The 13,703-nt window shown below is 60.1% G+C and carries 7 protein-coding genes and 1 pseudogene; 4 read left to right on the top strand and 4 right to left on the bottom strand.

The genetic code is table 11. From position 1 onward, the window contains the following. Positions 1-119: 119 nt before the first annotated feature. The 4 genes and pseudogenes from P3G66_RS29810 to P3G66_RS29795 all read right to left on the bottom strand — a co-directional run bounded on the left by P3G66_RS29810 (position 120) and on the right by P3G66_RS29795 (position 3,632). Positions 120-1,318 (bottom strand): annotated as a pseudogene (locus P3G66_RS29810) (IS30 family transposase). A gap of 169 nt (positions 1,319-1,487) precedes the next feature. Next, a complete protein-coding gene (locus P3G66_RS29805; protein WP_276117587.1) occupies positions 1,488-2,231 on the bottom strand; it encodes an IS3 family transposase in 744 nt (247 codons plus the stop codon). 147 nt (positions 2,232-2,378) lie between these two features. Next, positions 2,379-2,543 (bottom strand): hypothetical protein, encoded by a 165-nt coding sequence (locus P3G66_RS29800; protein ID WP_276117584.1) that lies wholly within the window; start codon positions 2,541-2,543, stop codon positions 2,379-2,381. A gap of 375 nt (positions 2,544-2,918) precedes the next feature. Then, positions 2,919-3,632: a TetR/AcrR family transcriptional regulator gene (locus P3G66_RS29795; RefSeq protein ID WP_276117583.1), complete on the bottom strand. Its 714-nt coding sequence runs from the start codon at positions 3,630-3,632 to the stop codon at positions 2,919-2,921. Between the two features lie 502 nt (positions 3,633-4,134). On the opposite strand from P3G66_RS29795, the gene P3G66_RS29790 reads away from it, so the two are divergent. From P3G66_RS29790 to P3G66_RS29775, 4 genes are all read left to right on the top strand, one after another. Further along, complete coding sequence (locus tag P3G66_RS29790; protein WP_276117582.1) at positions 4,135-4,362, top strand: MbtH family protein; 228 nt, start codon at positions 4,135-4,137, stop codon at positions 4,360-4,362. Between the two features lie 418 nt (positions 4,363-4,780). Next, positions 4,781-5,671: an aspartyl/asparaginyl beta-hydroxylase domain-containing protein gene (locus tag P3G66_RS29785; protein ID WP_276117581.1), complete on the top strand. Its 891-nt coding sequence runs from the start codon at positions 4,781-4,783 to the stop codon at positions 5,669-5,671. Between the two features lie 160 nt (positions 5,672-5,831). Next, positions 5,832-12,305 (top strand): non-ribosomal peptide synthetase, encoded by a 6,474-nt coding sequence (locus tag P3G66_RS29780; RefSeq protein WP_276117580.1) that lies wholly within the window; start codon positions 5,832-5,834, stop codon positions 12,303-12,305. Then, positions 12,302-13,642, top strand: a complete 1,341-nt coding sequence (locus P3G66_RS29775; protein ID WP_276117579.1) for a SidA/IucD/PvdA family monooxygenase — start codon at positions 12,302-12,304, stop codon at positions 13,640-13,642. Before P3G66_RS29780 ends, P3G66_RS29775 begins: the two co-directional genes overlap by 4 nt. The last annotated feature ends 61 nt before the right edge of the window (positions 13,643-13,703 follow it).

Genomic DNA, 13,703 nt, shown 5'->3' with positions numbered 1-13,703 from the left:
GGGACTTGATCTGCGGAGCAGCCAACAAGACGGCGATCGTGACCCTCGTCGAGAGGCGGACCCGATACGTGATGCTCGGACATCTCCCCGGCGGGCACACCGCCGCAGAAGTGGCGGGTTCAATCGGTCGATGCAACACCGGGTTGTTTCATGAGTGTAGTTGGTCGTCAAAGACTTCGGCGGGAGTCTTCCACTTGAGCACTTTTCGGGGGCGGTTGTTGAGCGTGTGCGCGATGGCTTCGAGATCCTCGGCGGACCACCGCGACAGGTCAGTTCCCTTCGGGAAGTATTGGCGGAGCAGCCCATTGGTGTTCTCGTTCGACGGACGCTGCCACGGTGAATGCGGATCGGCGAAGAATACCTGCGTCCCGGTGTCCATCGCGAACTGGGCATGAGCGGACAGTTCCTTGCCCCGGTCCCACGTCAACGTCTTGCGCAACTGCTGCGGCAGCGCGGCCATCGACGCCGTTAGTGCTGCGTTCATCGCGATGGCACCGTAGCCACCGAGCGCCGGCCCGTTCTTCACATACGCCTGCTCACCCCAGCCCTGCTGGCGCGGCAAATGCACCAGAAGGGTTGCACGGCTGCGACGTTCGACAAGGGTTCCGATCGCCGAACGGCCCACACCGATGATGAGATCACCCTCCCAGTGACCGGGGACGGCACGGTCTTCGGCCTCGGGCGGGCACTGACTGAGGACGACATCGGCGCTGACGTGACCCTGCGGCTTGTTGCGCGAGCGAGCCCGCGGCTCCCGCAACGCCCGCCCGGTGCGCAGGCACGCCACCAGCTCACGCTTGAGCGCCCCGCGGCCTTCGATGAACAGGGACTGATAGATCGCCTCGTGGCTGATACGCATGGATTCATCATCGGGGAAATCGACCCGCAGCCGCTGGGAGATCTGCTCCGGACTCCACGCCACCGACCACCGCCGGTCGGCCCGGTGCGGCTTGTTCAATCCCTTCCACGGCGGCGGTGTGGGGCCCGCGACGATCGTGCCATCGGGACGGCGGACAACGTCGGCCAGACGGTCCTGCACGTACTCCCGCAATTCGACGTTGGTCACGAGTTTCGCTGTTTTCGGGCGCTTGGCAGCCTGCTGGGCTTTCCACTGCGCCACCAATGCTCGATACTCGAGCTTCCCACTCCTGGTCGCGGCGTTGCGGCGCAACTCACGCGAAATCGTTGCCGGACTGCGTCCGATCTGTCGTGCGATCTCGCGCACCCCACAGTCCTGGGCGCGTAGCAGCGCGATCTCTTCCCGTTCGGCGAAGGAAAGGTAACGGCCCGCAGGCTCATCAAGGCTTAGTGGCGTCATACCGCCAGCGTGACGAAACCACCGCGACCCCACCGGCACCGACCCACCGACTGCGATTGATGCCTCCGCCGTGCTCATCCCTGTCGCGATCAACCGCCAGAACTGGCGTTGCACCGCCCGCGAGGGCTGCGGCCGCCCCGGCGAACGCATCGCTGGCCGCAGCGCCCGATCAGCCCGCCACTGCCGACGCAGTCCATCGGGAACATCGCTGGTCTTCAGACTCCAGTCTGCCGTCGCCATCGCGCACACCTCCGAGATCAGGGTGTTGCGACGACCAGTTGAATCCACCTTGACTGCCGGCATCGCTGTGATGGATCAGTCCGTCACCGACCCGATTTCCACCGTGACCGCGTCGCCACAACGCCATCTTCAACGCCGTGGTGACCATCGCCGTGTCCTTCACTGTCGAGGCATGCCAGCCGACAATTGCCCGGGAGAAGCAGTCGATCACGAATGCGACGTAGACGAATCCAGCCCAGGTTCGGCAATAGGTGAAGTCGGTAACCCATGTGCGGTTCGGAGCGTCAGCGGTGAAGTCGCGATCGAGCAGATCGGGTGCCCGCCGACTGTCCTTGCCGCCCGGAATTGTAGTTCGGTGCTGCCGGCCTCTGACCACCCCGTTCAGTCCTTCGTCGCGCATCAAGCGGTCGATGGTGCAGGCCGCGACATGGCGGCCTTTGCGGCGCAGGTGAGCAGTCATCTTTCCTCGGCCGTAGAGCCCTTCGGCAGTGCCGATCGTGGCCCGCAGTTCCTCGATGAGGTGGGCGTCGGTGATCGTCCGTGCAGATGGTGCTGCGGTTTTCCAGTTGCGATACGTGCGTGGGGCGACCTGGAATCCTTGTGCGGTGAGCACTCGGCAAATCGACTCGACCCTGAAATTTTGTGCACGCATATCGTCGATGAACCGGACTATCAGCGGCGGCGAGGGTCGAGTTCCCTTGCGAAGAAAATCGATGCCGACTTCAGAATTTCGTTGGCTTCCTTGAGTTCTCGGTTCTCACGCTCAAGATCTTTGATGCGTTGCTGTTCCGCAGACGTAGCACCGGGAACTTGGTTGGCATCAATCTGGGCTTGCTTGGCCGAAGTTCCGCAGCGATTCGGCGCCGATACCGAGTTTCGGGCCTATCACCTGACATGCCGAGTAGACGGACCGATATTCGTAGAGGTGATCGAGGACCATCCTGACGGCTCGCTCACGTTGCTCGGGCGGGTAACGCTTGGGCATGATCTGCATCCTTCACAAAAACGGATGCGGCATCAAACCCGGCACGGTTCATGCTTCGAAGAATAACCCGTAGCCTCTTGAGACGGTTTGCCTCCGGCACTGTGCAGAGACAGCCCGGTCGAATCTCGACTGGGTCGAATGTTCGTAGACGTGACGGATCGACTGACGGGGTGAGATCAGTGTGCCGGGAGGACTCCGGAGTCCCGTTCGGTCCGAGCCAACTCGATGTTCGCGTGTAATGCCGGTCGTTTCAAACCTGTGTTCCTGCAGAGTGTTTTGATCTTGAACTGCCCGGTCTCGTACGTTTGCAACAGGTACGCAGGCTCTTCCGGCGTCAGCTTGTGCTGACGGCCCTTCTATTGCGCGGTGTGAGTCCTAGGGTTGCACGTCTCGCATCGAAGGGGCTGCTCGAGCCAATGAGTCGAGTAGCCACTCGAAGCCCGCTTCCACGGCATCGGATGTAGACAGTGTTCCTGCAGCTGCAGTGAGTGGGTAGTCGTTGGGGGATGAAGATCGGTTCGCGTAGGCTTCCTCTACAACACGGTCGAACAAGTCTTGTGTGTCGCTTCCCGCAGGTGCTCGCAGCAGGTACACGTGGGTGCCCGCAATCCACTTTACATATTCCGAGTACACGAGATAAGCGCGCTGCGGGGTGGTGTATCCGATCGTTTGCATGATCGACAGTCCGATTTCTTGGGCTTGGAGCATACGTTCGGAAACAACGTACACACCTTCGAGTAATCCGATGTCGAGAACACCCGGGTAGGTGTCGAGCCAGGCGAAGGTGTCGTCGCGGTAGCGCCTGAGGTCGGCGCGCCAGTCGCCGGTATTGCTGGGCATCGGAAGTTTTGATTGGGCATAGCGTGCTGTTGATTCGAGCAGCGCTTCTCGTGAGGAGAAGTGGTGGTATATCGCACGTGAACTGACGTCGAGATGCCGAGCGATCTCAGCCATGGTCAGTGCTTTGAGGCCTTTGTTGGACAGGATCTCGAGGGCAGCGTCGATGATGGTGGAAGGTTCGATGATGGGTCTGCCGCCGCGTGCTGCTGGCCTGCGCCGCACACCTTTGCCTCCAACCTGACGCGTCATGGTCTCAGTGTACGAAAGTGTGTCGTGAAGTAATGTCATGCCCATTGACATTAAACTAAGGTTTACCTACATTATGGGATGTGGAATCTGGATGTGAGGGCGAAGTGGATGCTCGCTGCCTGCAGTTCGGGCGAGGCTGCGGCGTTCGGATCTGGTTCGCGTCGTGACGGCTGCAGTGGGTGGAACGCATGTCGTGTCGAGTCCCCGGGACGGTCCGGGTCCGGGCTGAGTCGAGGGTCTCAGGTGAGTTCCTCTGACGGTGTGTGTGAGTCGCGCGAAACGGCGTCAGGGTGGTGAGATTGTCGGGACGGAGCGTTCCCTGCCAGTTCTGAGACAACGTTAATGTTCAACGTCTTTCGGTTCGGCGACTGTTGAGGTCGATTTCAGGCCGCGCTGTAACCGTGTAGGGCGGCACTACGTGTTGTTCGTACATTCGGGTCGACGTGTGATCGATAGTGCTCTTTTCTCGGGTTCGAAAAAACTAATATGAGAGGTCGGTGTTTTGTCCACCAATCCGTTTGATGACGAAGACGGCACATTTTATGTGCTGATAAACGATGAGGAGCAGTACTCGCTGTGGCCGACCTTTGCGTCTGTGCCCGCTGGCTGGCGAATCGTCAAGGGTGGTGACGGCGGATTCAGCAGGCAGGTGTGTCTGGATTATGTCGAAGAGAATTGGAAGGATATGCGGCCTAAGAGTCTTCGAGATGCGATGTCGGTGGCGTCCTGATCTGAAGTGGCCCCGCGATTCGCCGAGGTTCGATGTGCTCAGGTGTCCCCTCGGTGTGTCGTGACGACAGGCCGCTTCTGCCCGTGCCTTTGCTTGGATGCCGTGGCCGCAGGGGAGTCTGTATCCGATCGGGGAATGGTGTTTGGGGCCTCGAATCATCGGTTGATGTTTGGAATAGGCTTGGTTGGAGCACATTTCGGACTCGATTTGAACGACTTGGATGGCGTGTCTTGTCGTCCCGCCGGGTGTGTGTTCTAGTTCACGACACAAAGCGTGAGAAGAAATAAGGAAAGCCTTGCCTAACTTATGTGGGAACTGTAAATTCAGTCCGGTACCGCATCTGTGAAATATCATCAAAGTCTCAGGGGGGCAATCAAATTGAGGCGTAAAAGGGGTACAGAGGAAGGCGTTAATTGACGTGAGATCTCGCATCCTTGGCAGGCTGGAACTCGATCACCTCGAATTGTCCGCGGATCTGGCATATCTCGAATCGGTGCCACGAGCTGACGAAAGCTACGACGAGTTCAGTAACGGCTACTGGCAGAATTTGGCGTTGTGGAATGCAACCGGCGATTCAGCCGACGACATCTACCGTGACGTGAACCAGGCTCCACAATTGACCGAGCATGGGAAAAGCTGCAACTACTTGCGCAACTTGGTCGAAACAACCTTTGACACAAGTCATCTCGCAATGGTTCGAACGCGAAATCTTATCGACGCGGTTGTGATACCGCACCGTGACTTCGTTGAGTTGGACAAGCCTGTCGACAAGTACTTCCGAGTGCTGATGTTCCTCGAAGCGAACAGTTCGGCGTTTCACTCCAACGATTCCGCCGTATTCAACATGCAGCCGGGTGAGGTCTGGTTCCTCGATGCGGCATCCGTGCATTCTGCCGCCAATTTCTCCGCGAACAGTCGGCAGATGCTGTGTCTCGACTTCGTTTTCGACGGTGATTTCGATGAGTCGGATATCTTCGCCGATTCTGCATCCTATGATCCGACCCTCGCCCCGACGTTCATTGCACGCCCAGAGTTGACGGAGTCCGAACTGTCGGGGATTCTGGACCTCGCGTTGCTGACGAACCGCACGAATTTCAAAGAGATCCTGTTCCTGCTCTCGAAAGTTCACTACTCTTTTGATGTTACGGGAAAATCGACCTACGACTGGTTGAGTACGATCTCCGAACGTACAGGCGACGTCGCGCTGATAGACAAAGCGCGTCGTTTGACCGAGTACGCCATTGAAGCGCGCGGCCTGACCGAACGCTTCAATCTGAACTCCTGGACTGATCGAGCTGTCGCAGTCTGACCGAGCCCCACCACCACGATCGATCCGTCATGCACGCTCACGTAGCGTCACAACAAAGAGGGCAATGATGTCGACGGCCAGTAGCGCCAGTAACTTGCACGCCAAGCGAATTGCTGCATTGCGTAAACGAATGCAGGGCAATGGTATCGAACAAGTTTCGGTGAATGCAGGCGAAGGTCGTTCTCGGCAACTTCCCGTAGCTTCTGCGGCTCAGCACCGCATCTGGCTTCAACACGAGGGGGACCCGACGGGTTGCGCATTGAATGTCGGCGCCGCGTTCAGACTGCAGGGTGCCCTGAACCACGACGTTTTTCGTGACGCCGTACGGAAAGTGATCGGCGCACATGAGATTCTTCGTACGCGATATCGACTGACCGACGAGGGTGAGTTGGTTGCGATGACAGATCTCGCAGCCCCGCACGTCTTCGACGTCGTAGATTCACCCGTCGACAACGTGGTGGCGGCGACGATCGGGCGGCGATTCGATCTCGGCCGCGACCACCCGATCAGAGCCGTGCTTCAGCGCAACGGAGCAGATGATCACCTCTTCGTCCTGGTGATTCACCACATCGCCTTCGACGACGCGAGTTGGCCGGTGCTGCTCGGCGACCTCAGTGACGCCTTCGTCTCGGGATCCGTCGATGTCGGGCGGCAGTTTCTTTCCGTCGCGGCGACCGTCGATCGCGACATCCGCACGCACGGCGAGAGTGAACGGGCACAGTTGGTGCGGACATTGTCGTTGCCTGCTGTGACTGCTCCGATCCCCACAATCGAATCTGTGACTGAGCGCTCGGCCAGTGTGGACGTCGTAGAACTGTCTCTTTCCGAATCGGTATCGAGCGGTGTGCGTGATCTCGCTCGTGCGTCTGGAACCACCGCGTTCTCGGTTTTGCTCACAGCCCTTGCTCTGGCGCTGAGGAGATGCACGGTCTCACGATCGATGCGGATCGCGACCCCGGTGCTTCAGCGTGATCATCCGGCTTCCGACCGGGTTGTGGGGTACTTCGGAAATGTCGGATTGGTCACGGTCACAGTCGATCCGGGACGAAGCTTCCGTGAGACTCTCGACATGGTTTCGCGTAGTGTCATCGCGGCCGTCGACAACAAGAACGTGCCGTTCGAGACCGTTGTGGAGTTGTTGTCCTCCACGGGGTCCAGTCATCCGATACAGACCAGTTTCGCGATCGAATCTGCTGTGACAGGTTTAGAGCTGCCAGGAGTCGACGTGACGTCGGTGGAGGCTCGCAGTGGCGTCGGGCAGATTCCGTTCAGCGTTCTCGCATGTGAGGTCGAGGGGCGTTGGAACGTTCGCTTCGAGTACTTCGGCCGTGCGTTCGACAAGGGAATCGTCGAGGACATCGTCAGTGCGTTCGAACGCACCTTGACGGCGGCGTCTGTTGACGGGGCGATGGGTCCGGAGGGCTTGTCGTTGCTCACAGACGGGGAATGGGAGACGCTGCGCCGCTTCGGCACCGGACGCAGAATCGAAGCAGTCACCAGTACGGTAAGCAAGCGACTGCGTCAGCAGGCTCAGGCAACGCCGACTGCTGCGGCCGTGCGCGACGGTGAGCTGGTTGTCGACTACCGCGGACTGGTCGATCGGATCTCGGCGGTGTCGAATTGGTTGCGCGAGCAAGGTCTGGCCGAACCTGAGACCGTCGTGGCGTGTGCACTCTCGCGTGGCATCGATTCGATCGTACTGTCGGCAGCTGTATTTGACTGCGGCGCGGCCTATTTCCCTGTCGACTACAAGTCCCCGCAGGCTCGAATCGAGTTTCTCCTCAACGATGCTGCACCGGCCCACCTGTTCGTTGACGAGGCAACCGAGTCCCACGTACCCGATGTCGGTGTGCCCCGGACCGTGGTCGGGCGTGACAAGTGGACTACGGCGACAGCGACCTCTGGTGAACTCGTCGGCCGCCACCCTGACCGGGACGCACTCGCATACGTGATCTACACATCAGGTTCGACGGGAGTGCCCAAAGGTGTTGCGATCTCGCATGCAGCTCTGGCAGACCATCTCGAATGGCTGATCGCCGACAGCTTCGGAGCGGAGACCGTGAGCTGGCTGCAACTCGCGTCGCCGAGTTTCGACGTCTCGATCGGGGAAGTCTTTGCGCCATTGTGCAGTGGTGGGGAAGTAATTGTTGCCCCAGAAGGGATCGAACGCGATCCCGCTGCCTTGAGTCGGTTGCTGACCGAGACCGGTGCTTCCACCTTCCACGCAGTGCCGTCGATGCTCCCGTATTTCCTCGACGACACCGTAGAGACGGATGGCTCTCCGCTGTTCGGCGAGACGCTGACGTGGGTTCCTGTCGGTGGTGAGGCGCTTCCGGGCGATGTCGCGGATCGTTTCAACGATGTGCTCGGTAAGCCGGGTCCCGATGGTTCCGCAGCGGTAAAGCTCGATAACTTCTACGGACCTACGGAAACCACGCAGTGCGTGACGAAGTATCCAGTGCGTTCGTTGCAGGGGGCTCGTGTGGTGCCTATCGGAAAGGTGAAGTGGGGCAATACCGCCTTCGTCCTCGATGAGGCATTGACGCCGGTTCCGCCCGGGCGAGACGGCGAACTCTACATTCAAGGTTCCTCTCTCGCTCGTGGATACCTTCATCGTCCAGCCTTGTCTGCGACGAGATTCGTCGCGAGCCCGTTCGACGAGGGATCCCGCCTGTATCGGACAGGTGATCTCGTCCGGTACAACGCCGCAGGCGATCTCGAGTTCTTGGGTCGAATCGACGACCAGACACAGATCCGCGGCTTCCGGGTCGAGCCGCTCGAAGTCGAGAATGCGCTGCGCTCGTTGCCCGCGGTACGTTCTGCTGCAGTCCTCGCTGGTCTCGACGCGGAGCGAGGGACGGTCCTCATGGCCTACGTCAGTGGGGACGAGGGTCTGACAGCAGGAGAAGTCAGGACGGAGCTGGCTCGGATGCTTCCCGACTACATGGTGCCGGCGTCTCTTGTTGTACTCGATGAGCTACCGCTGGATCGATCGGGGAAACTGGATCGTCGCGCGCTTCCTGGGCCGAGTTGGGCCGACGGAGCGGAAACCAGCGAGAGCCCACGATCGAACACCGAGAATATTGTTGCCCGACAATTTTCTCGTCTTCTCGACGTTCCCGTCGTCGGTGTCGATTCGTCGTTCTTCAGTCTCGGTGGGCACTCGTTGCTTCTGACGAAGCTGCTCGCAGGCCTCGAGCGCGAGTTCGGATGCCGCATCTCGGTGGCCGATGCGTTCGCGGCCCCGACGGTGCGTGCTCTTGCCTCTGCCGTGGACGCGTGCGCATCGCCGTCGTCCGAGGACACAGCGGCGGCGGTGGGAGGCGCGGATAGTTCAGGTCCTGCGGGTGAGATTCACCGGGCGGAGCGACCTGACGCTGTCCCGATGTCGACGGCGCAGAAACGTATCTGGTTCCTCGACCGCTTCGAGGACGCGGGAACGTACAACGTACCGATCGCACTCGAAGTCGAGGGCACACTTGACGTGTCTGCGCTCAGAAGTGCTTTCGACCGAATTATCTCCCGTCACGAAAGCTTGCGAACGATCTTTCCGGCCGATGGTGAAACGGGTTTCCAGAAAGTCCTCGATCGACCTACCTGGGACATCCGTGTCTTAGACTCGAATGACAATGATCTGAGTCGAGTGCTCTCGGATTGTGCCGAGGCGCAGTTCGATCTCGAACGCGAGATTCCTATCGCGGTGAGCGTGGTGCGTGTTGCCGATGACCGCTCGATTATATCGATTTTGTTGCACCACATCATCGCTGACGAACGATCAGCTCACCTGCTGATCGAAGAGTTGGTGTCGGCGTACGACGCAATCGTCTCGGGCCGCGGCGAGGCAAGGGAGCCGTTGCCACTGCAGTATGCCGACTACGCGCTGTGGCAGCACCGCTCGTTCGACCCGGACACTCCAGGCTGTCGAGTGCCTGCACTCGAGAACTTCTGGAAGCAGACCCTAGCTGCCGTGCCCGCCGAGACGGCCGTGTGTCTCGACAGGCCACGACCACCCCGCGCGTCCAGCGACGGTGGAGTCGTCCACTTCACAGTCGAGGCGAGTGTGCGGCGAGGTGTCGAGCGAGTGGCTCAACGTGTCGGTGCCACACCGTTCATGGTGCTTCACGCGGCGGTGGCAGTCTTGCTGAGCAAACTTGGTGCTGGGCAGGATATTCCACTGGGAAGCCCAATTTCCGAGCGGTCGTTTTCCGAACTGGATGATCTGATCGGGCTTTTCGTCAACATCGTCGTTCTGCGTCACGATCTGACTGATGATCCGACGATCGAGGACTTGGTACGACGAGCCAAGAGGACCGCGCTCGATGCTTACGAGCACGCGGACTTCCCGTTCGAGAAGGTTGTCGAGGCAATTCGTCCGGAGCGCAGCGCAAGTCGGCATCCGCTGTTTCAGGTGCTCGTGCAACTTCGCGAATCCGAGTCGTCCATCTCCTTTGGGGGCGAGATGAAGTGGACCAATCGACCCCAGTTCACGACAACCGCCAAGTACGACCTGTCGATCGACTTCGAGGAAGTACCCGAGGCCGGAGGATATGTCGGTGAGATCATTTATCGCACCGATTTGTACGACGCATCGACGATCGAGCGATTGGTTCGTCGCCTCAGCCGTGTACTCGGTGCGTTCGGCGAGCACCCCAGCACACGATTGTCCGAGCTTTCGATCGATGACCCGGAGGAAACCGCCACCATTCTCAATCGACTGGGTGTGGGACAGCCATCGATAAAAGGTGGTCCTTCGACACTCGTCGAGCTTCTCGACGGCGCTCGGGATGTCCTGAGAGACGAGGCAGGTCGCGAGCGGATCGCGATCGTGTGTGGATCGGAGACGATCACTTATTCGGAGTTCCATTCCCGGGCAGCTCGGTTGTCTCGATTGCTGCTCGAGCAGGGCGCCGGTCCCGAGAAGTTCGTAGCGCTCGCCGTTCCGCGGTCGATCGACATGGCTGTGGCGCTGGTGGCTGTGCTGCAGACCGGTGCCGCCTACCTTCCGTTGGACCTGCGTCTTCCGAAAGCGCGGCTCGACTTCATGATCGGCGACGCCGCCCCGGTTTGTCTTCTCACTCGAAGCGATGCGAACCTCGAACTCGATGTTCCAGGTGGGACCGCAGTTCTGATTGTGGACAGCCCGAGCGCGCAGGACGCGCTGGCAGCGATGGATGGCGGCCGGCTGCCTGCCGATGTACGTGGGCGCGTCCACGGGGATAACCTGTCGTTCTTCCTGTTCACCTCAGGGTCGACGGGTATGCCGAAGGGGGTGATCGGTACTCAACGCGGGTACTGCGAGCGGCTGAGCTGGCAACCGGTCCGGTTCCCGATCGCCGATCCTGATGTTCGACTTTGTCAAGGTTGGTTGAGCTTTCATGACGGCGGGTGCGAGATCCTTGCCGGGATTGTTGCCGGAGCAACGCTCGTTCTCGCTGATGAGCGGGAAGCCCGAGACATGGGTGCACTCGTCGGGTTGATGGATCGCTATCCCATTGCGCAGGTTACTGCGGTCCCGACGGCAGTGGGAGCTTTCCTGGATCGTTCTCCGAAGTCGGTGGCGTCGGTCAAGCGTTGGGTGTGCAGCGGTGAACCGCTCACATCATCGTTGTTCGATCGACTTCGCGAAGCCGCGCCGGACAGTGAGATCGCGAACAACTACGGTGCGACGGAGCTGTGCGGCGGCATCGTTCGCGGCTTCTTGACGAATGCTCCGCTGCATCTGGGAGAGCCGATCAACGGTGCGCGTGTCCTGGTGCTGGACGAGCGTTTGCGGCCCTGCCCGATCGGTGTCGTAGGCGAGGTATATGGGTCGAGCCCACAGCGAGCGCGAGGGTATTGGGGAAACCCAGCGTTGACGGCGGCGAGGTTCATTGCAGATCCATTCGGTCCGCCGGGAAGCATCCTCTATCGCACGGGGGACCGGGCGGAATGGGACAGCGAGGGTCGTCTGCAGTTCCGTGGACGAACTGACCATCAGGTCGAAGTGCGTGGCATCCGAATCGAACTCGGCGAGATCGAGGCGGCGTTGCGTAGTTCACCGGAGGTGGAACTGGCCGCCGCGCGTACCCATGAAAACGGTGGACACACGACCCTTGCCGGGTATGTGACTCTGCGCAGTGGTTCCGACGGTGATGACGTCGAGATTGCGGCGCGTATTCGAGCGCACCTTTCGACTCTCCTACCTTCGTATACGATTCCATCGGCGATCGTGGTGCTCGAAGCAATGCCGTTGACGGGGTCGGGCAAACTCGATCGTCCGTCGTTGCCCACTCCTGAACTGGTGACGACGGGAGTCGACGACCCGCCGGTTACGGAGACGGAACGGGTTCTGGCCGAGTTGATGTCGGATCTGTTGTCGACCACTGCAGTGGGTCGCGGAGACGGGTTCTTCGCGTTGGGTGGAGACTCCATCATTTCTGTTCAGCTCGCCAGTCGCGCTCGACTTCGAGGACTGCCCGTCTCGGCCCACATGATCTTCGAGCATCCGACGCTCGAGGAATTGGCGGCGGCGTGCGATCGAGTGGCCCGAACACCCTCCCGGAGTGATGTTCCGAAAAAATCTAAAGCGCTGTCTGCGTCCGGTCTGGATAAGGATGCGCTCAGTGCGTTGATGAGATCGTGGAAGGCCAAGTGAGCGAGGATCTTTCTGCTACGACTCTGCTGCTGATCGGGGCGGGTCCGAAATCGCTCGCGGTAGCGGCGAAAGCGACGGTTCTCCGGGAGTTGGGTTTGCCCGCTCCGAGGGTGACGATAGTTGAGCCACACACTACGGGGAGCAACTGGACGATGGTCGGGGGCCGGACGAATGGCACATTACGGCTCGGTACGAGTCCGGAGAAGGATCTCGGATTTCCCTACACGTCTTCGTGTTACGGCGATCTGGATCGTGAAGTCGACATGCGGATGCAACGATTCAGCTGGGTCACCTACATGGTGGAGACTGGGCGGTATGCGGATTGGGTTGACCGATCGAGGCCGAGCCCGCGTCACGCGCAGTGGGCCGAATACTTGGTATGGGCGGCGTCGCGAGCAGAGTTCGATCGGGTTCGTGGCTGGGTGCGAGCGTTCGACATCGAGAACGGTCAGTGGTGTGTGAACATCGACCCGGGGACATCGGACCCTGTTGATCGGATGTTCGACCACGTGATGGTGACCGGTCCCGGGCCGCTGCTGCAGCGTTTTCGCGAAGGCGGAATCTGCAGTCTCGAAGAGTTCTGGCGTTTCGGCCTCGACTTGGCTGATGTTGCCGATCCTACGGTTGCGGTTATCGGAGGCGGTGAGACGGCCGCGGCGATTGTCGAACAACTGACCGAGCTTCGGTGCCGCGATATCACCTGTGTCACACCGAAGCCGGTTCTCTACAGCCGCGGTGAAGGATACTTCGAGAACGCGATTTATTCCTCGCCCGAGAAGTGGACCACGCTGACCGACGCTGAACGCCGTGAGCTGGTAGCGCGAACTGACAGAGGAGTCTTCTCGGTTCGTAGTCTGCGCTGCGCAGTCGAAGACGGGCGGTTGCGGCATCTGCAGGGACGTGTCGTGTCCTGCTCGTCGCTCGATGGAAAGGTGCAACTGGGGCTCCGAAACGAGGGGAGGGCTGACGAGTCGGCCTCGTTCGACATCGTGATCGACGGGACAGGGTCGGGACCTCATTGGTTTGTCGACCTTCTCGGAGGCAGGGTCAAGGAGCGGTTCGTCGAACTCGCGGGCGGGGATCCGGTCGAAGCGTTCCTGGAACGGTCGATGGCGAACGACCTGTCGATCGGGCCGTTGGAACCGAAGCTGTTCGTGCCGTCGTTGGCCGGACATGCACAAGGCCCAGGATTTGCGAACCTGAGTTGTCTCGGGCTGTTGGCAGATCGTGTGCTCGAAGGGGTCTCAGGATCGAAGGTGCTGGCCGAGTCGGTTCCCACTTCGTCCGAACAACTGTCCACACACAATTCTGCGCGACGCGACGGAAACGAGTTCTAGATAATGGCTGCAGGATCATCGAATGCTGTTGCTGTGATTGGCATTTCGTGCAACGTCGATG

The sequence above is a fragment of the Rhodococcus sp. C3V genome, assembly GCF_029269915.1.
Lineage (GTDB): Bacteria > Actinomycetota > Actinomycetes > Mycobacteriales > Mycobacteriaceae > Rhodococcus_F > Rhodococcus_F qingshengii.
Note: the sequence above shows the minus strand (reverse complement) of the source record. Positions and strands in the feature narration are given on the sequence as shown.

Coding starts and splice junctions, on each gene's coding strand:
- P3G66_RS29795 (WP_276117583.1), bottom strand. CDS start 3,632: ATGACGCGTCAGGTTGGAGGCAAAGGTGTGCGGCGCAGGCCAGCAGCA.
- P3G66_RS29800 (WP_276117584.1), bottom strand. CDS start 2,543: ATGCCCAAGCGTTACCCGCCCGAGCAACGTGAGCGAGCCGTCAGGATG.